The sequence below is a fragment of the Geobacillus proteiniphilus genome (assembly GCF_001908025.1).
Taxonomy (GTDB): Bacteria; Bacillota; Bacilli; order Bacillales; family Anoxybacillaceae; genus Geobacillus; species Geobacillus proteiniphilus.
Genome location: NZ_MQMG01000016.1, coordinates 1 through 18,719, shown reverse-complemented (window position 1 = coordinate 18,719; position 18,719 = coordinate 1). Strand labels below are relative to the sequence as shown.

General features: G+C 51.6%; 16 protein-coding genes. 15 read left to right on the top strand and 1 reads right to left on the bottom strand.

Annotation, left to right across the window (positions count from 1 at the left end):
• The first annotated feature begins 31 nt into the window (after nt 1-31).
• From BRO54_RS07265 to BRO54_RS07190, 15 genes are all read left to right on the top strand, one after another.
• Nucleotides 32-1,219: an iron-containing alcohol dehydrogenase gene (locus tag BRO54_RS07265; RefSeq protein ID WP_074043569.1), complete on the top strand. Its 1,188-nt coding sequence runs from the start codon at nt 32-34 to the stop codon at nt 1,217-1,219.
• Between the two features lie 200 nt (nt 1,220-1,419).
• Nucleotides 1,420-2,883 carry a CoA-acylating methylmalonate-semialdehyde dehydrogenase gene (locus tag BRO54_RS07260; protein WP_074043568.1) on the top strand — a complete coding sequence of 488 codons (1,464 nt, stop codon included), beginning with the start codon at nt 1,420-1,422 and terminating at the stop codon, nt 2,881-2,883.
• A 482-nt stretch (nt 2,884-3,365) separates the two neighbouring features.
• A complete protein-coding gene (locus BRO54_RS07255) occupies nt 3,366-3,662 on the top strand; it encodes a UPF0175 family protein (RefSeq protein ID WP_011231436.1) in 297 nt (98 codons plus the stop codon).
• Complete coding sequence (locus BRO54_RS07250) at nt 3,655-4,158, top strand: PIN domain-containing protein (RefSeq protein ID WP_074043567.1); 504 nt, start codon at nt 3,655-3,657, stop codon at nt 4,156-4,158. The genes BRO54_RS07255 and BRO54_RS07250 overlap by 8 nt, the downstream gene beginning before the upstream one ends.
• Before the next feature lie 142 nt (nt 4,159-4,300).
• On the top strand, nt 4,301-5,749 hold the full coding sequence (locus BRO54_RS07245; protein WP_074043566.1) for a PTS mannitol transporter subunit IIBC: 1,449 nt from the start codon (nt 4,301-4,303) through the stop codon (nt 5,747-5,749).
• 312 nt (nt 5,750-6,061) lie between these two features.
• Nucleotides 6,062-8,152, top strand: coding sequence for a BglG family transcription antiterminator (locus BRO54_RS07235; protein ID WP_074043565.1), 2,091 nt, complete (start codon nt 6,062-6,064; stop codon nt 8,150-8,152).
• Nucleotides 8,153-8,157: 5 nt separating this feature from the next.
• Nucleotides 8,158-8,601, top strand: a complete 444-nt coding sequence (locus tag BRO54_RS07230; protein ID WP_074043564.1) for a PTS mannitol transporter subunit IIA — start codon at nt 8,158-8,160, stop codon at nt 8,599-8,601.
• Nucleotides 8,601-9,758, top strand: coding sequence for a mannitol-1-phosphate 5-dehydrogenase (locus tag BRO54_RS07225; protein ID WP_074043563.1), 1,158 nt, complete (start codon nt 8,601-8,603; stop codon nt 9,756-9,758). The genes BRO54_RS07230 and BRO54_RS07225 overlap by 1 nt, the downstream gene beginning before the upstream one ends.
• A gap of 297 nt (nt 9,759-10,055) precedes the next feature.
• Entirely contained in the window at nt 10,056-11,096 is a 1,041-nt protein-coding gene (locus BRO54_RS07220; RefSeq protein WP_074043562.1) for a Bug family tripartite tricarboxylate transporter substrate binding protein, read from the top strand.
• Between the two features lie 55 nt (nt 11,097-11,151).
• Entirely contained in the window at nt 11,152-11,607 is a 456-nt protein-coding gene (locus BRO54_RS07215; RefSeq protein WP_074043561.1) for a tripartite tricarboxylate transporter TctB family protein, read from the top strand.
• A gap of 13 nt (nt 11,608-11,620) precedes the next feature.
• Nucleotides 11,621-13,147 (top strand): tripartite tricarboxylate transporter permease, encoded by a 1,527-nt coding sequence (locus BRO54_RS07210; protein ID WP_074043560.1) that lies wholly within the window; start codon nt 11,621-11,623, stop codon nt 13,145-13,147.
• A 72-nt stretch (nt 13,148-13,219) separates the two neighbouring features.
• Nucleotides 13,220-14,830 carry an ATP-binding protein gene (locus BRO54_RS07205; RefSeq protein WP_074043559.1) on the top strand — a complete coding sequence of 537 codons (1,611 nt, stop codon included), beginning with the start codon at nt 13,220-13,222 and terminating at the stop codon, nt 14,828-14,830.
• Between the two features lie 13 nt (nt 14,831-14,843).
• Nucleotides 14,844-15,536: a response regulator gene (locus BRO54_RS07200; RefSeq protein WP_074043558.1), complete on the top strand. Its 693-nt coding sequence runs from the start codon at nt 14,844-14,846 to the stop codon at nt 15,534-15,536.
• A gap of 59 nt (nt 15,537-15,595) precedes the next feature.
• Nucleotides 15,596-16,531: an AEC family transporter gene (locus BRO54_RS07195; protein ID WP_074043557.1), complete on the top strand. Its 936-nt coding sequence runs from the start codon at nt 15,596-15,598 to the stop codon at nt 16,529-16,531.
• Nucleotides 16,532-16,980: 449 nt separating this feature from the next.
• Nucleotides 16,981-17,907 carry an Rpn family recombination-promoting nuclease/putative transposase gene (locus BRO54_RS07190; RefSeq protein ID WP_074043556.1) on the top strand — a complete coding sequence of 309 codons (927 nt, stop codon included), beginning with the start codon at nt 16,981-16,983 and terminating at the stop codon, nt 17,905-17,907.
• A gap of 305 nt (nt 17,908-18,212) precedes the next feature.
• Here BRO54_RS07190 and BRO54_RS07185 read toward each other — a convergent pair whose 3' ends face one another.
• Nucleotides 18,213-18,713 (bottom strand): DUF5626 family protein, encoded by a 501-nt coding sequence (locus tag BRO54_RS07185; RefSeq protein ID WP_074043579.1) that lies wholly within the window; start codon nt 18,711-18,713, stop codon nt 18,213-18,215.
• Nucleotides 18,714-18,719: the final 6 nt, after the last annotated feature.

Genomic DNA, 18,719 nt, shown 5'->3' with positions numbered 1-18,719 from the left:
TGAAACCGTTGTCAAAAAAGGAGGGGAAACGATGTACGAATTGTTGGTGCCCAGCCGGGTTGTGTATGGGCGCGATACGTTCGCCGAAGTCGGCCCACAAGCAAAAGCGCTCGGGACGAAAGCGCTGATCGTCAGCGACCCGGTGATGGAGAAAATCGGCCTTGTCGCCCGTTGCGAGCAATACTTGCAACAGGTGGGGATGACGTTTGCCAAGTACACAGGGGTTGACACGGAGCCGACGGATGTCCATGTGAAGGAAGCGCTTGACGTCTGCCGGAGCGAGCAGTGCGATGTCATTATCGCTCTTGGCGGCGGCAGCAGCATCGACGCCGCCAAAGCGGTGTCCGTGATGATGACGAATGAAGGAACGATCAGCGACTATGTCGGCAATCAAAAAAGGTTTACCGAAAAACCGCTGCCGCTCATCGCCATTCCGACAACGGCCGGAACGGGTTCGGAAGTGACGAAAGTAACGGTCATTATCGATACGAAGATGGACGTCAAAATGATGATTTCCCAACCGGCGCTGCTTCCAGCCGTGGCGATTGTCGACCCGTTGCTCACGGTTTCATGCCCGCCGTCCGTTACAGCGGCGACCGGGGTTGATGCGCTGTGCCATGCGATCGAGGCGTATATTTCCCGACGCGCCCACCCGGTGACCGATGCGCTGGCGCTCTCTGCCATTGAAGCGATCGTCGGTCATTTGCGCCGGGCGTATGAAAACGGCCAAGACATCGAAGCGCGGGAGAAGATGGCGATCGCGGCCATGAAAGCCGGCATGGCCTTTTCCAACGCCTCGGTGACGCTCGTGCACGGCATGTCGCGGCCGATCGGCGCGCTTTTCCACGTGCCGCACGGCGTATCGAACGCGATGTTGTTGCCTGGGGTGCTTGAGTTTACAAAAGACAGCGCCATCGAACGATTGGCGGTGATCGCCCGAATCATCAAGCCGCCGCTCAAAGACGTTTCCGATACGGAAGCGGCTGAGGCGCTCGTTGAGGAAGTGAAACAGCTTTGCCGCGATTTGCACATCCCGAATATGAAAACGTGGGGCATTGACAAAACAGCGTTTGACAAGGTGGTGGACAAAATGGCGGCTGACGCGCTTGCGAGCGGCAGCCCCGCCAACAACCCGAAAGTGCCGACGCATGAGGAAATTGTGGCATTGTACCATTATTGTTACGACTATCAGTACGACACCAAAACCGTAAGTTCGTAAATGAGTCGGCGGCTGGGATGGCGATTGCAGAATGCATGACAGCGACCAGAAGCAAACAGACAGAAAAGAACGCCGCTTTTTGGAAGCGTTCAGCCCGCCGGCCGTTTCCGCGAAAGGAAGCGCTCGCTGATCATCCATAACTCTTGTGTGCGTTCATGAACCAATCTTTTGAAAGATCGACTAGAAAGGTGGTTTCATCCATGAGTTCCGTGACCGAAACGAAGACATTGAAAAATTTTATCGGCGGCCAATGGGTCGCTTCAACATCCGGAAAAGAAGAAGTCGTGCCGAACCCGGCAACGGGGGAAGTATTGGCGAAAGTGCCGCTTTCCTCGCGCGAGGAGCTTGATGCAGCGGTGGCGGCCGCGAAAGAAGCGTTCCGCGAATGGCGCAAAGTCCCGGTTCCGCGCCGTGCCCGCATTTTGTTTCGCTATCAGCAGCTGTTGGTCGAACATTGGGACGAACTCGCTAGACTTGTGACGCTAGAAAATGGAAAAGTCTATGAGGACGCCTACGGTGAAGTGCAGCGCGGCATTGAGTGCGTCGAGTTTGCGGCTGGGATTCCGACGCTCATGATGGGCCAGCAGCTGCCGGATATCGCGACCGATATCGAATCGGGCATGTACCGCTACCCGCTCGGCGTCGTCGCCGGCATCACGCCGTTCAACTTCCCGATGATGGTGCCGTGCTGGATGTTCCCGCTCGCGATCGCCTGCGGCAACACGTTTGTATTGAAGCCATCGGAGCGGACGCCCATGCTGGCCAACCGCTTAGCTGAACTGTTCACCGAAGCCGGCCTGCCACCGGGAGTGCTCAATATCGTTCATGGGGCGCACGAGGTGGTGGGCGGCATTTTAGAGCATAAAGACATTAAAGCCGTCTCGTTCGTCGGCTCGCAGCCGGTCGCCGAGTACGTGTACAAAACAGCCGCCGCCCACGGCAAGCGGGTGCAGGCGCTCGCCGGTGCGAAAAACCATTCGATTGTCATGCCGGACGCCGACCTCGATATGGCGGTGACGAACATCATCAACGCCGCGTTCGGTTCGGCAGGCGAGCGGTGCATGGCGTGCTCGGTCGTTGTCGCTGTCGGCGATATCGCCGATGAATTAGTGAGACGGCTCAAAGAAGCCGCCGACCGCATTCAAATCGGCAACGGGCTCGACAAAGGCGTCTTTTTAGGGCCGGTCATCCGCGAGTCGCACAAAGAACGGACGATCAAATACATCGAAATCGGCGAAAAAGAGGGGGCGCTCCTTGTCCGCGACGGACGCCGCGACTCGGCGACAAGCGGAAAAGGCTATTTCATCGGCCCAACGATTTTTGACCATGTCAAACCAGGCATGACGATTTGGACGGATGAAATTTTCGCCCCGGTCTTGTCCGTCGTCCGCGCCCGTGATCTGGACGAAGCGATTGAGATCGCCAACCGGTCGGAGTTCGCCAACGGCGCCTGCATCTACACCGACAGCGCCAAAGCGATCCGCCAGTTCCGCGAAGAAATCGACGCCGGCATGCTTGGCGTCAACGTCGCCGTCCCGGCGCCCATGGCGTTTTTCCCGTTCTCGGGCTACAAAAACTCGTTTTACGGCGACCTCCATGCCAACGGCCGCGACGGCGTCGAATTTTACACGAGAAAGAAAATGGTGACGGCGAGATATCAATAAGCGAATGATGGGGTGTCCCAAATGTAGCGGGGCACCCTTTCTTATTACCGTATATAGACAATATGTTGTGTTTTGTTAAGGAAAATTACCCTTTTGGGTCAGTCCCCTTTTTTATCACCTCGAACCGAGAAGGCCTCAACTTCCAAGCATGAGCGTAAGTGGGGGATGAACCGGCGTCTTCCACCAACGATCTTCCCCTTGCACCAAAAGAACAAAGGAAGGGCTTCGATTGCGATCTTTTTGAGGAAGCTCAACGGTGGGATGCACAGGGATGGCTTAGCTGACAGCTTACCGTAGGTTAGGGTGTTCCCGAGAATCCCCTACTTCTCTACGTGAGCGCGGGTGGGGAGTGTTCAATTGAGTCGGTTTCATTTCCGTCGTGTTGAGCGTGTAGTAAAAAATTTGGAAATGCTATTCGTTCCGTGACAGCATCCAAAAGGCGCGAAGTGTGATAGAATAAAATAAAAAAGGGTGTGAGTTCAATGGCCATGGACTACTTTCAGGTGAACTTGCCGAAAGAGTTTTTGCCCGCCATTAATGAATTGGAAGGCAACACAGTTGAGGCAAAAATAAAGCTTTCATTGGCGATTGGTTTGTTTGTTGGAAAACAGGTGACGCTGGCGAAAGCGGCTGAATTGGCAGGAAAATCCTTAGGGGAATTTATCGATGTATTGCGTTCGAAGGCGATTCCTTGGATGGAATATACGGAGGAACACATCAAAGATGATTGGGACACGGTGCAAAAATTGAGCAAAGAAAATAGGGATCACAATGAGTAGGGTTACGGTCAATTCTACACCGATTATAGGTCTGTCGATCGTTGGTCAATTGACTCTTTTGTCTGAACTATTTGATGAAGTATATGTTCCGGAAGCTGTCTATCAAGAAATTGTTCATAACCATGCCCCACGCCATTATGGAAAAGAGGAGCTCAAACGATTGGTCAGCGAGGGGGTGTTTAGGCTATACCATGTAAAAAATCGCAGCCTTGTTGAAAGTTTATATGGAAAATTCCATGCCGGGGAGTTAGAAGTTATTATTGGAGCGAAAGAACTTGGTGCTCAAGTCGTTGTGATTGATGAGCATGCTGCCAGATCATTGTCGAAACAATTCCTTTTACGGCCTATCGGTACAATTGGAGTTTTGATTCTGGGAAAGAAAAACAGGAAAATAGCGGAAGTAAAGCCGCTATTAGACATTTTGCTTGAAAATGGATTTTATCTCTCCCAACGTCTCTATCGAGAGGCGTTGTCATTAGCAGAAGAAATACCGTAACCCCGCCCACCGCGCTCGGCTTTTCCTTTTTAAAACCTGTCAATAACCCCCTTGACAAAATCGCGTTTACTTATCATTGAAGGGCCGGTTGTAAGCGTTTTAAGATAAAGGTACAGTCAAGCAGAAAAGGAGGAACAGCTTTATGACGCATACAACCGGAAACGAAACAGGCTTCCGTGTGAAGATTCAGCGGTTTGGCGGTTATTTGAGCGGCATGATTATGCCGAATATCGGGGCGTTTATCGCCTGGGGGCTGATTACCGCCCTGTTTATCCCGACCGGCTGGCTGCCGAACGAGACGTTTGCGAAGCTCGTCGGTCCGATGATTACGTATTTGCTGCCGCTGTTGATTGGCTATACGGGCGGCAAAATGGTGTACGACGTCCGCGGCGGTGTCGTCGGGGCGACGGCGACGATGGGGGTCATCGTTGGTTCGGAAATCCCGATGTTTTTAGGCGCGATGATCATGGGGCCGCTTGGCGGTTATGTGATCAAAAAGGTAGACGGGCTCTTCCAAGGGAAAGTCAAGCAAGGATTTGAGATGCTTGTGAACAACTTTTCGGCCGGGATCGTCGGCGGCGTGTTGACGCTGCTCGCCTTTAAAGGAGTCGGCCCGGTCATTTCTGTGATCAGTAAAACGTTAGCGGCAGGAGTGGAAAAAATCATTGATTGGCACTTGTTGCCGCTGGCGAACTTGTTCATCGAGCCGGGGAAAGTGCTGTTCTTGAACAATGCGATCAACCATGGAATTTTAAGCCCGCTTGGCGTCGAACAAGCGGCGAAAACCGGGAAATCGATTTTGTTCTTGCTGGAAACGAACCCTGGTCCAGGGTTGGGGATTTTGCTGGCGTATTGGCTGTTTGGCAAGGGGATGGCGAAACAATCGGCGCCGGGGGCAGTCATTATCCACTTCCTTGGCGGGATTCATGAAATTTACTTCCCGTACATTCTCATGCGACCGATTTTGATTTTGGCAGCCATGGCGGGCGGCGTGAGCGGCGTGTTCACGTTTACCATCCTCAACGCCGGGCTGGTGGCGGTGCCGTCGCCGGGAAGCATTTTCGCCTTGCTGGCGATGACGCCGAAAGGGAATTACTTCGGCGTGCTAGTCGGCGTGTTCGTCGCCGCAGCGGTGTCGTTCCTCGTCGCTTCGATTTTCTTAAAAGCGGCGAAACAATCCGAAGAGGAAGAAGAGTTGACGAAAGCAACGGAAAAAATGGAACAGCTGAAAGGAAAAAAGAGCCAAGTGGCTGCCGCGTTGCAACAGAAAGAAGCCGCTTCGGCAGCTGTGGCCCAAGCGGTTCCTGGCCGCGTGAAGAAAATTGTGTTCGCGTGTGATGCGGGAATGGGCTCGAGCGCGATGGGAGCATCGATTTTGCGCAACAAAGTACAAAAGGCCGGGCTCGATATCGAAGTGACGAATACAGCGATCAACCAGCTTCCGGCCGACGCCGACATCGTCGTCACCCATCAAAACTTGACCGACCGGGCGAAGGCGAAGTTGCCAAATGCGTACCATGTATCGGTCGAAAACTTCTTAAACAGCCCGAAATACGATGAATTGATCGAGCAATTGAAAAAGAACGCGTAAATCGGCATGAGACGCAGGGGAAATGGCGTTCCCCCTGCGTTTTGCTTTGTGATTTCGCGTTTACCTCGACGGCTAGGGGCACTTTCCTCCGCTCCCATCCGCATGGATGTGCCCGACCGCGGTGAACTTCGTTAAAACGACGAAAGAGAAAAATACATGCAAAATTAAAATCTGTCAACAATAACAATGACGAAAACGAAACATCTATTCATTGTCAAATCAAGAAAAAAGCCCTTACAATAAGGATGGAAGAGGCAAAGATTTATTTCAAAAATGTCAACAATGCTGTTCCGTGATGGGAGGTGAACGGCGATGTACGTATCGGCACGGGAGCGGAAGTTGCTTGAACGGTTGTTGGCGGACGATAGGGACATAACAGTCGGCGAATTGGCGGAGGAACTGAATGTCAGCGCCCGCACGGTTCATCGTGATTTGCAAGGTTTGGAATCGGTCTTCCGCCGCTATGGGCTTAAGCTCGCGAAAAGAGCAGGAGTCGGCATCCGCCTCGTCGGGGAAGAGGAAAACAAGCAGGCGCTGGCCGCAGAGCTGTTTCGCCTTTCTCATCATGAATACACCCCCGAAGAGCGGCAGCTCATGATTTTAATTGCGCTGTTGGAAGCCAACGAGCCAGTGAAACTCGTCACATTGGCCTATGACTTGAACGTCACGGTCGCCACTGTCAGCTTGGATTTGGACAAATTGGAACAAACGGTAGAAGCGTACGGGCTTTCGCTCATCCGCAAGCGTGGATACGGGGTGGAGCTTGCCGGTTCGGAATCAGCGAAACGGCGCTTGATGAGCGACTTGTTGTTCCGCCATGTTGATGAACACGAATTTTTGGCATTGATGAAAGAGACGATCCAAAAACGGGCGGACGCTCCGCTTGACACCGTGGCGGAGAAGCTGCTCGGGCTTGTGGACAGAAAAAAGCTCGCCATCATTGAGCAGCAAATCGAGCAAGTGAAAGAAAAGCTTCCGTTTACGATGGCCGACAGCTCGTACATCGCCTTCGTCGTCCATTTGGCGCTCGCCATGGAGCGCATCAAGCGGGGAGAAGCGATCCACTTCGATCCGCGGGATTTGCAGGCGTTGCAAGCGACGAAAGAATATGAGATCGCGCATGAGCTCGCTGAATCGTTAGAAAAAGTCTTTGACGTTGACATCCCTAACGAAGAAGTCGGCTATATGACGATGCACTTGATGGGAGCGAAATGGCGCAACCGTCAAGGAACGATGATGGAAGAACCGAGCTTAACCGTTGGCATGAAAGCGCAGCAACTCATCCGCTCTGTCAGTGATAAGCTCGGCGTTGATTTATCCACCGACCGTACGTTATACGAAGACCTTGTCGTCCATTTAAAGCCGGCTCTGTATCGCCTCGAACACGGAATGGGGGTCGCCAATCCGCTGCTTGATCAAATCAAACAAGACTATGCGGAGCTGTTCGCCATTGTCGCAGATGGGGCGCGGCAGCTGTTTGGCGACATTCCGATCCCGGATGAGGAGATTGGCTATTTGGTGCTCCATTTTGCGGCCGCGCTCATGCGGGAGAAAAAAGGCTGGCGGGTGTTAGTCATTTGTTCGAGCGGGCTTGGGACGGCGAAAATTTTAGCGATGAGGCTGAAAAAAGAGATTCCGGACATTGTTTCGCTGGAACAAGCTTCCGCGTTTGAATGGAAAGGAAAAGATGTCAGCGCGTACGATCTCGTCATCTCGACCGTGCCGCTTCCCGAGGAGTATGGGCCGCATATCGTCGTCAGCCCGATGCTGACCGAGGAGGAAGCGCGGTCGATCCGCGAGTGTTTAGAGCGAAAATCGGCCGCTGAAAAGCGGATGAGGAAAGAGTCAACCGCACGGCGAAACAGGCCAGCGCTCGACACGATGAAGGCGGTTCGGCGCATCAGCGAGACGATCGTCCACATTTTGGACGGTTTTTCCCTCGAGGTGGTCAAGAGGCGCTCTGTTCATGAAATATTGACGGACGCGTGCCGCCGCTTCGAACGAAGCGGCGTCATTGTCGATGCCGATGTCGTCATCGAGGAGCTGCGGCGCCGCGAGTCGCTTGGCGGGCTTGGCGTCCCTGGCACGACGCTGGCGCTTTACCACGCTCGAAGCTTCGCTGTCCTTCGTCCGTCGCTGACAATGTACCGACTTGATTCGCCGCAAACGGTGGCGGGGATGGACGGGGAGCCGATGGAGATCAACACGGTCGTGTTGCTTCTCGGTCCTGCTGATGCGGATGAAGAGGTGCTTTCAGTATTAAGCCATGTGAGCACGTTGCTCGTAAAGGACGAGCAAAGCGCGGCCATGTTGGCTTATGGCGGCGAAGACGAAGTGTATTCGCTTATTAGCGATCATTTGGAACAATTTTTCGATGATTATTGGATATCGATGAAGGAGTGAAACGGATGTTGACCCATTCGATTTTAAACAAAGAAAACATTGTGCTCAATGCGCAACCAAAGACGAAAGAAGAGGCGATCCGCCTCGCCGGCGAGGTGCTGGTCAAGCAAGGATATGTCGCCCCAGCATATGTTGATGCGATGCTTGAACGGGAAGAACTGACATCAACGTATATCGGCAACAACGTCGCCATTCCGCACGGAACGGAAGCGGCAAAAGCGCTCGTGAAACAGTCCGGCATTTCGATCGTGCAAGTTCCAGACGGCGTCGATTTTGGCGGCGGCAACATGGCCACGATCGTGATCGGCATTGCTGGCAAAGATGGGGAACATTTAGACATCCTCTCTCAACTCGCGCTTGTTTGCGCGGAAGCGGATCATGTAGAAGCGATGGCGAACGCCAAAACAGAAGAAGAAATTCTTGCGCTGCTCAATGAGGTGAACGGCTGATGCGGGCCGTCCACTTTGGCGCCGGCAACATCGGCCGCGGCTTTATCGGCAGTCTGCTGGCGGCGTCGGGATATGACGTCGTGTTCGTTGATGTCAATGAACAAATCGTCCGTTTGCTGAAAGAGCGGGGGGAGTATCGCGTCATTGTCGCCGGCGAGCAGCGAGAAGAACAATGGGTGCGCGGCGTTTCGGCCCTGAACAGCCAAACGGAGCGGGAGAAGGTCATCGAGGCGATCGCAGACGCTGATTTGGTGACAACCGCCGTCGGCCCACCTATTTTGCCAGCGATCGCTCCCGTTGTTGCTGCAGGGCTCCAGCGGCGGTTCGCCATCCAACAAAAGCCGCTTCACGTCATCGCGTGTGAAAACATGATCGCCGGCACAGAGGCGTTGAAACAGCACGTCCTTGCCCACCTTTCCGAAGCCGAACAACAGTTGGCGAGCGAACATGTCGGCTTTCTCAACTGTGCGGTCGACCGCATCGTGCCGAATCAGACGAATGATGATCCACTCGCCGTCACGGTGGAACCGTTTTTCGAATGGGCGATTGAGGCGCGAAACGTCATCGGCACTGTTCCGCCGATTCAAGGAGCGCATTTTGTCGCTGACTTAGGGCCGTATATTGAACGAAAGTTATTTACCGTCAACACCGGCCATGCGCTCGCCGCCTATTTAGGCTACCTAAAACAATACGAAACGGTGCAAGACGCCATGAAAGACGGGGGCGTCCGTGCGAGCGTTGAACAAGCGCTCCATGAGTCGGGAGCAGTGTTGGTGAAAAAGCATGGTTGGAGCGAAAAAGAGCACCACGCGTATATCGACACGACGATCGGGCGCTTCATGAATCCGTCACTGTCCGACGACATCCTCCGCGTCGCCCGTTCGCCGATCCGCAAGCTCGGGCCGAATGACCGCCTCGTCGCTCCGGCAGTGCAATATTGCGCCTTATTCGGCAAAGTCCCGCACGGCTTGGCCAAAGGAATCGCCGCCCTGCTACGGTTCGATGACGACCGCGACGTGGAAGCCGCCGCCCTCCAGCAAACAATTGCCGAGCACGGAATCGAAGGCGCGCTTCGGCAATACGCGGGGCTTGAGAGTGCGCACCCGCTTGTGGCGGCGGTGAGGGAAGAGTACGACAAGATGCGAAAATCACACTAAAAACAACAACGTCAATTGGTCTCCCGCTTGCCTTCTTGGCTGGCGGGATTTTTGTCTACATGGCTCATTCCCTCATCTCTTTTTGACGATTCCCTGTCATTTTTTCCGCTTCAGCTATTTTACATTGCTCGTTCGACGGTGCAAAGAACGATGAGCTGGTTTAGGGTTGTGCGCAGCAGGACATTCTTGTGAACAAAATGCACAAAATTCATTTTATTTTCAAAAACTTCACACTAACACAGCAGCATGGTAACGTTATGGATGAAAACGTTATCAAAAACAAGGGGGCAAGGGAGAATGAAGAAAAAAAGATGGTGGGGGTTGCTAGCCGCAGGGATGATGACACTGGCATTGGCAGCCTGCAGCGGCAACGATGCATCAGGATCGAAATCGTCCGGTTCGAACTCTGGCTCATCGGCCTCAAACTATCCGACGAAGCCGATTACGATTGTTGCTCCGTCCGGAGCGGGCGGCGGCTGGGATTTAACGGCCCGCGCGATCACAAAGGTGCTCGATGAGACGGGGCTTGTCAAACAGACGATGACGGTTGAAAACAAACCGGGCGGCGGCGGTGCGGTCTTTATGGCTGAGTACGCCACCCAAGATGTCAAAAATGATTACAAACTGTTTGTCAACTCGCCGCCGATTATCATCAACAACCTGAAAAAAGAAGGAAACAGCCCATTTGGCTACAAAGACACGACCCCGCTCGCCCAGTTGACGAAGGACTTTGGTGCGATTGTCGTGAAAGCAGATTCCAAATTTCAGTCGTTGACCCAACTGCTTGATGCCATTAAACAGGACCCGAAATCGGTCACGGTAGCCGGGGGATCGGCGCCAGGTTCGATGGATCATTTAGTCGCGATTTTGCCAATCTATAAGTCGGGCATCGATCCGAAATCAGTCAAGTATGTTTCGTACGATGGCGGTGGGGAAGCGATGGCGGCGCTGCTTGGCGGCAATGCCGATGTGATTGCAACGGATGCGTCTTCGGTTGGGGAGTATTTGAAAGCCGGCAAAGTGCGGGTGTTGGCGGTTTCCGCTCCAGAACGCCTCGGCGGAGTGCTGAAAGACGTGCCGACGTTGAAAGAGCTTGGCCTTGATGCCGAGTTTACGATTTGGCGCGGCGTTTTCGGGCCGAAGGAAATGTCTCCGGAAGCAAAAGCGTTTTGGGAAGAGACATTGAAAAAGCTGTCTGAGCATGAAAAATGGAAAGAAGAGCTGCAAAAGCAAGGTTGGGAAGCAGAGTACCGCAATTCCGAAGAGTTTACGAAATTTTTGAAAGAGCAAGAGCAGCAAATCGGCGACCTTCTGAAGTCGCTTGGCATGCATAAATAAAACGAGGGGGGAAGAACATTCTTCCCCTTTTTCGTAAAGAACAGGAGGCAGAGCGATGAACAAAACGGCTGACCGTATCGCGGCGGCGGCATTTCTGGCCGTCGGGGCGCTGTTTATGGCCGAGAGCTTGCGCCTATCGAAAAGCGCTTACGGCAGTGCTGTCGGGCCGAACGTGTTTCCGTTTTTGCTTGGACTTGTGTTGGTTTTCTTAAGCATCAAACTGTTGTTTGAGACAAGAAGTTATTCAGATGCGGCAGATGAGAAGCCGCCGCGGCAATATAAAAAATTTCTTGTCATTTTCATTGCCGCTGTTTTCTATGCGGCGTTGCTTGAAACGGTTGGATATGTGATCACGACGTTTCTGTTTCTTGTGATCGGCTTTCAAACGATGGAAAAAGGGGCGCTATGGAAGTCGATCGCCATTGCGGCTGGCTTTTCGCTTGGCGTATATGGCCTTTATGTGAAGCTGCTGCAAGGAACGTTGCCAAGCTGGCCAATTTGGTTCCAATGAAAGGAGGGGCATCATGAGCACCCTATCGTTTTTGCTTGATGGATTTCAGACGGCGCTTCAGCCGCATAACTTGCTGTTTGCGTTTATCGGGGTGTTGATCGGTACAGCGGTTGGGGTGCTTCCTGGGATCGGGCCGATGAGCGGGGTGGCGTTGCTCATTCCGGTGACGGCGTCGATGACATCGGGCTTGAGTCCCGAGCAGGCGGCCGCCAGTTCGATCATTTTGTTGGCCGGTGTCTATTACGGGGCGATGTACGGCGGTTCGACGACGTCAATTTTGTTAAACACGCCCGGGGAATCATCGTCTGTTGTCACGACGCTGGACGGCTACCAAATGGCGCGGCAAGGTCGGGCCGGAGCGGCGCTTGCGATTGCGGCGATCGGTTCGTTTGTGGCGGGGATTGTGGCTTTGATTGGGCTTGTGCTGCTGGCAGAACCACTTTCCAATGTGGCGCTCAAGTTTGGCCCGGCGGAATACTTTTCGCTTATGCTGCTGGGGCTCGCCGCGGTGAGCGGCCTTGCCGGCAAATCGATGACGAAAGCGTGGATCATGACGGTGTTCGGCTTGTTGCTTTCCACGATCGGGCTCGACAACGTCTCTGGCGTCGCACGCTTCACGTACAATATCTCGTACTTGTATGGGGGGCTTGAGTTTTTAACCGTAGCGGTCGGATTGTTTGCGTTGGGGGAAGTTTTCAAGTCCATTCTCCACAACGAAATGAACAGTGGGGAAATCGCGAAAATTGGCCGCGTGTTGCCGACGAAAGCGGACTTGAAAGAAAGCGCCGGACCGATCGCCCGCGGGTCGCTGCTCGGGTTTTTCATCGGCGTGTTGCCGGGAGCCGGTGCTACATTGGCCTCGTTTTTCTCCTATATTCTTGAAAAGAAAATCAGCAAACATCCAGAAAAATTTGGTCAAGGGACGATCGCCGGCGTCGCGGCGCCCGAGTCGGCGAACAACGGCGCGTCTGGAGGCGCGATGATCCCGCTTTTAACGCTGGGCATCCCGGGATCGGGAACGACGGCTATTTTGATGGGAGCGCTCATTATGTACAACGTCCAGCCCGGGCCGCTTTTGTTTGACGAGCATCCGGCCGTCGCCTGGGGATTGATTGCGAGCATGTTCATTGGAAATGTGATGTTGTTAATTCTCAACATGCCGCTTGTGAAAATATTTGCGAAAATCATCCAAACACCGACGAAGTATTTGTTGCCGCTCATTATTGCCATTTCCGTGTTCGGGGTGTATGCGGTGCAAGTGACGACGTTTGATGTGTTCCTGCTGTTGGCATTTGGCTTGCTCGGCTATTGGCTTGCGGAACACGATTACCCGCTTGCACCTCTTGTACTAGGGCTTGTGTTGGGGCCGATGATCGAAAACAATATGCGCCGGGCGTTGACGGCATCAAACGGGGACTATCTCGTTTTCTTTGAAAAGCCGATTTCGCTCGTCTTGTTGGTCATTGCCTTTTTATGGATTGCCGTGCCGTTTGTCATGAAACTAAGAGGAAAATCGGTCGTCATCAACGAAGATATGTAATAATAGAAAGAAAGACGTTCCGCCTAACAGGCGGACTGTCTTTCTTTATTTTCTGTTTGGGGAGCGAGCCCTATGAAGCTTCAGACACGGTTAATGGTCATTATTTGTTCATTGTTGCTGCTGGTGATCGTGGTTTTAACGTTTTTGTTTCAGCATATGTTTGCGACGACGCTCAAACAACAAATTGGCATGCGAGCGCTGAATGTGGCCGAGACGGTCGCGTCGACTCCGCTCGTGCGCGAGGCGTTCCGCGACCCGAATCCGTCAGTGCGCTTGCAGCCGTTTGCCGAACATATTCGCCGAAAGACAGGGGCGGAATATGTAGTGATTGGCAACCATGAGGGAATCCGCTACGCTCACCCACTGCCAGATCGGATTGGAAAGCATATGGTAGGGGGCGACAACGGCGAAGTGCTGAAAGGCAAAGCGATTATTTCCGAGGCGGTCGGTTCGCTTGGCCCGGCGATTCGCGGAAAAGCGCCGATTTTTGATGAAAACGGACATGTGATCGGCATTGTTTCGGTTGGTTTTTTGCTAGAGGATATTCAGCGTACAGTATGGTCGTATCGTATGAAGATGTTTCTCTTCTCCGTTTTTGCCCTCTTTCTCGGAGCGGTGGGTGCAATGGCGATCGCCAGCACGGTGAAAAAATCGATTCATGGTCTTGAACCGGAAGAAATCGGTTTGCTCTACCAAGAAAAGCAGGCGATTTTAGAAGCGATTCGCGAAGGAATTGTGGCCATCAATCAAGAGGGAACGATTACAATGGTCAATCAAACCGCGTTGAAGTTGCTTGGGTATGAGAACGAACGCGATGTACTAGGAATGCCGATCTTACAGCTTATTCCCCACTCGAGGCTGCCTGAAGTCATTCGGACGGGGCAGGCGGAATTTGACGATGAAATGGTGCTAGGTGAAGAAACGGTTATTGCCAATCGCATCCCGATTAAAGATAAAACGGGCGGCGTGATCGGAGCGGTGTCGACGTTTCGCAATAAATCAGAACTGTATCGCCTGACAAAAGAGCTGTCACAGTTGCGAAGCTATGCCGATGCTTTGCGCGCGCAAACACACGAATTTTCCAACAAGCTGTATTTGATCTCCGGTCTTATTCAACTGGAATCGTATGAGGAAGCGCTTGAACTGATTGCAAAAGAAACCGACTTGCAACAAAACATCGTCCGGTTTGTGATGAAGGAAATTCCCGATCCGATCATTGGCGGGCTGCTGATCGGCAAGTTCAATCGCGCAAACGAGCTGAAAATTGTGTTTGAAATTGATCGGGAAAGCAGTTTCCGTGATGTGCCTCCATGGATGGACCGGGACCATCTGGTAACCATTATTGGAAATGTAGTAGATAATGCCATGGAAGCGGTCCTTCATAACGGAAAGGAAGAGAAACGAGTGGCCATTTTTTTGACTGACCTCGGCGATGATTTGATTATTGAGGTCGAGGATAACGGATTAGGCATTGACCCAGTTGTAGCGGAACGGATCTACGACCGCGGCTTTTCAACGAAAGCTACCCGAGGACGGGGGTATGGGCTTGATCTAGTGAACCGGGCGTTGACAATGCTCGAGGGGCAAATGATGTATCGATCTGAGCAAGGAGCAGGCACGGTATTTACCATCATGATCCCAAAGCGACCGGCCCATGTCGGTCGGCAGTGCCGCCAAGGCTAGAAGGAGGGAACCGATGTTGCCGATTCGTGTACTGATTATTGAAGACGACCGTCGCATTGCGGAAATCAATCGGCGCTTTGTTGAGAAAGTGAACGGTTATGAAGTGGTCGGCATCGCCACGAACGCTGAAGAGGCAAGGGAATTGACGGAGGTGTTGCGGCCAGACGTGTTGTTGCTTGACGTCTATTTTCCCGATATGAACGGCCTTTCGTTTTTGAAATGGGTTCGTGAACATTTTTCTGATATTGATATCATTATGATTACCGCAGCCCGGGAAGTAGATGTACTGAAACAAGCGCTGCATGGCGGAGTGTTTGATTACATCATCAAGCCGATTATGTTTGACCGTTTTGTGGAAACGTTAAATCGATACAAGGAGTATTATGACAAAATGCAACGGTGGGTGAAAGAGAAAGAGTGGATTGGCCAAGAAGATGTTGATGCATTAATTGGAAGAGAAGTGTCCGTTAAGGAACAGCCCATGTTGCCTAAAGGCATTCAGCCGTTGACCTTAGAAAAAGTGTTGGCGGTTGTGAGACAGTGCCCGGAAGGCATCACCGCTGAAGAAGTCGGGCGGCAAATCGGCACGAGCCGGACGACGGCTCGTCGTTATTTGGAGTATCTTGTCTCGATTGATCAAGTGACAGCTGATATTACCTATGGATCTGTTGGGCGGCCGGAACGAGTTTACAAGAAGAAAATGTAGATATGGATTTGCAAAAATGAAACATCCATTATATGGATAAAGAAAGAGAGGAGAGCGTCTTGGCTGTTTTTAGCGGCATTTTATTGCAAGTGATGGTTCCTATGTTGTTGATTGTCGGCTTGGGGGCAGGGCTTCACCGCTTCTTTCACCTTGATCTCAATACGTTATCCAAATTGAACATGTATGTCCTGTTGCCGGCAGTCGCATTCATCAACGTGTATGACAGTGAGTTGAATGGAAAGGTGTTGGCGGCCATCTTAGGATTTCTCTTGTTGCAAAACAGCGGACTTATCGTTTTGAGTATGATAATGGCCAAGTTATTCAAATTGGAACGGAGTTTGTCAGCCGTATTTCAAAACACTATTGTGTTGAACAACTCAGGTAATTTCGGCATCCCGGTCAGTCAGCTTGTATTTCATCAACATCCGCTCGGGGCGACGATTCAAATTATGGTGACGATCTTTCAAAATTTCTTGACGAATACATATGGGGTATACCAGTTTGTATCCGGGAATGGAAAAAGAGGGAAATGGACTGCGGAGATATGGAAAAATCCCGTTCTTCACGCGCTGTTGCTTGGCGTAGTTTGTCGATGGTTTCACATCCCCATCCCATCATTTTTATGGGCGCCGCTTCAGCGGGTCGCCGATGCGTTTTTAGCCATCGCTCTCTTTACGTTGGGAGCGCAAATCGCCTACGTCCGTTTTACTGCCTTGCCGCGGCTTGTGTATGTGAGTGTGTTCGGGCGCTTGATTTTGTCACCGCTGTTGGCTGCGTCTTTGATCTTTCTATTAGGAATTGATGGCGTGACGGCTCAGGCGTTGCTCATTGCCAGTTCCTATCCGTGCTCGCGCAATACTGCGCTGTATGCACTCGAGTATGACTGCCACCCAGATTACGCCGCCCAAGCGGTGTTGGTGTCGACCTTGTTAAGCGCCATTACCGTGACAGGCACAGTATATGCGGCCCGGCTGTTGTTTCCAATTTGGGGATGAAAACGGGGTAGGCTGTCGTCGACCCCCAATCGTGCAAAAATCCCGGAGGATCGACGACAATGTCTTTTCTCGTCAAACTCCTAACAGCCAACACGGCTAGACATAATTAACAGAATTTTTAAACATTATATTCTAAAAACAGTCCAAAGAGAAAAGCTTGATTTTATGCGCATGGTTTGGGTTTTTTATCGTACCCATGAGGAACTGAAACCAGTAGAGCCTGTAACAACGTTGAGCGGTTCCCGCGTTTTTTATCGTACCCATGAGGAACTGAAACTGTCTCCTGCCACAGCTGAACTGCCGCTGAGTTCAGCTTGTTTTACCGCTCGACATAGGAAAAGGACAAATGCGACATGGCGCATGCCCAAAAACATGGGAGGGATAAGGAGGAATTCGGCTGCGAAGAGCGAATACAGTACAGTGAATCCGACATTGCAGGGAGGGAAAACGTGGCTAGGAAGCGAATCGATCATGACCGGTTGTTCAAAGAGTTGCTGTCGACATTTTTTGAGGAGTTTTTGCTTCTTTTCTTTCCCGACGTGTACGAGCACATTGACGTTCACCATCTCTCTTTCCTCTCCGAGGAACTGTTCACCGATGTGACGGCCGGAGAGAAGCACCGCGTCGACTTGTTGGTCGAAACAAAGGTAAAAGGGGAAGACGGGCTCGTCATTGTTCATGTCGAGCATCAAAGCTACACCCAGCGGACCTTCCCCGAGCGAATGTTCCTCTACTTCAGCCGCTTGTTTCAAAAATACCGCCGCCGCATTCTCCCGATTGCCATCTTCAGCTATGACGAACAATACGATGAACCTTCCTCATTGGTCATGCAGTTTCCGTTTTTGACCGTTCTCGACTTCCGCTTTCTGACGGTGGAGCTGCGCAAACTGCCGTGGCGGGCGTACATCCGCCATGCCAACCCTGTCGCCGCTGCTTTGCTAAGCAAAATGGGGTATAATGAAGATGAGAAAGTCGAAGTGAAAAAGGAATTTTTGCGCATGCTCGTCCGCCTCGAGCTGGATGAAGCGAAACAGCGGCTGTTGTTCGGTTTTTTCGAGACGTATTTGCGTCTATCCGAAGAGGAGGAAGCGAAACTGCGAAACGAGGTGAGCCAAATGGAAACGAAGGAAGCAAAGCGTGTGATGGAGCTCATTGTCTCATACGAACAGCGGGGGATGGAAAAGGGAATCCAAAAAGGAATCGAACTGGGGATAAAGCAAGGGATGAAGCAAGGGATGAAGCAAGGACGCCAACAAGGGATCGAGGAAGGGAAGCTCGACGTGGTGAAGAGAATGCTGGCGAAAGGGTACGATGTCGACACGATTCACGAACTGACCGGGCTGCCGGTCGAGACGATTGAAAAGGTGAAGCAGTAAGTCGGATGCCCCCTGGCTAGAGCGAACGTCGCCGCCCGCAATGGCGTCAAATCCCTCATAAAGGGCGGCGGCCGTCTTGTTAGAGCCTTCGGACGTTTCGTTCCCAGGGGAGGTTTTTGGAAACGCCGTGTTTTGGGAACTTTTTCGATTTATGAACGGCGTTTTTCTTTTATTATCAGTCTTCTAATTTTTTACCGTTTTCTCACGAATTTAAAAACCATAAAAACAGCTAAAATAACGACACCTATAAAAAGGTAGCCTAAAATAGACGTAATGGTGGTCAGCATGTCCCATTCTCCTTTTTGTTAATTGGTACCGGTATACAATGTTTGATCCTTCACACGAGCATATAAATAAATAGTCCATTCTCCACCCCAAATGCTATTAAGGGTTAGATGATATCTAGCTTCGGCTGGTAAAGTATATGTTTCTGTTTTTCTAAGAATAGAGATCCAATCTTTTTTAACGGTGTAAGGAGGAGTTATAAAATACCATCCATTATAAGCTCGTGTTATTGTGGCTAACCCAGTACTACTAATATTAATATCCACATAAAAATGATAATTGACAGTTCCAGAGTACCAATAAATCTTCCAAGTACTATTCCCTGTGCCGACTTTATATGAAGCTAAAGCTGACATAATATTATCATTTGATCCTGCTGATAGCACAGGCTCAATACCAAGAGTCCCTACGTACTCACCATTTTCATTATAAATTTTTTGTTCCTGTCGTTTTAGTAAAGATAAGTGAAATTGTGCTTGTGAAACTCTAAGAAAATCATTATGTTCTTCTGTTGCTTTCACAGATGG

What these genes read in the sequence shown, in the direction of transcription:
- BRO54_RS07265 (WP_074043569.1), top strand. Translation starts at nt 32, where the DNA reads ATGTACGAATTGTTGGTGCCCAGCCGGGTTGTGTATGGGCGCGATACG.
- BRO54_RS07260 (WP_074043568.1), top strand. Translation starts at nt 1,420, where the DNA reads ATGAGTTCCGTGACCGAAACGAAGACATTGAAAAATTTTATCGGCGGC.
- BRO54_RS07255 (WP_011231436.1), top strand. Translation starts at nt 3,366, where the DNA reads ATGGCCATGGACTACTTTCAGGTGAACTTGCCGAAAGAGTTTTTGCCC.
- BRO54_RS07250 (WP_074043567.1), top strand. Translation starts at nt 3,655, where the DNA reads ATGAGTAGGGTTACGGTCAATTCTACACCGATTATAGGTCTGTCGATC.
- BRO54_RS07245 (WP_074043566.1), top strand. Translation starts at nt 4,301, where the DNA reads ATGACGCATACAACCGGAAACGAAACAGGCTTCCGTGTGAAGATTCAG.
- BRO54_RS07235 (WP_074043565.1), top strand. Translation starts at nt 6,062, where the DNA reads ATGTACGTATCGGCACGGGAGCGGAAGTTGCTTGAACGGTTGTTGGCG.
- BRO54_RS07230 (WP_074043564.1), top strand. Translation starts at nt 8,158, where the DNA reads ATGTTGACCCATTCGATTTTAAACAAAGAAAACATTGTGCTCAATGCG.
- BRO54_RS07225 (WP_074043563.1), top strand. Translation starts at nt 8,601, where the DNA reads ATGCGGGCCGTCCACTTTGGCGCCGGCAACATCGGCCGCGGCTTTATC.
- BRO54_RS07220 (WP_074043562.1), top strand. Translation starts at nt 10,056, where the DNA reads ATGAAGAAAAAAAGATGGTGGGGGTTGCTAGCCGCAGGGATGATGACA.
- BRO54_RS07215 (WP_074043561.1), top strand. Translation starts at nt 11,152, where the DNA reads ATGAACAAAACGGCTGACCGTATCGCGGCGGCGGCATTTCTGGCCGTC.
- BRO54_RS07210 (WP_074043560.1), top strand. Translation starts at nt 11,621, where the DNA reads ATGAGCACCCTATCGTTTTTGCTTGATGGATTTCAGACGGCGCTTCAG.
- BRO54_RS07205 (WP_074043559.1), top strand. Translation starts at nt 13,220, where the DNA reads ATGAAGCTTCAGACACGGTTAATGGTCATTATTTGTTCATTGTTGCTG.
- BRO54_RS07200 (WP_074043558.1), top strand. Translation starts at nt 14,844, where the DNA reads ATGTTGCCGATTCGTGTACTGATTATTGAAGACGACCGTCGCATTGCG.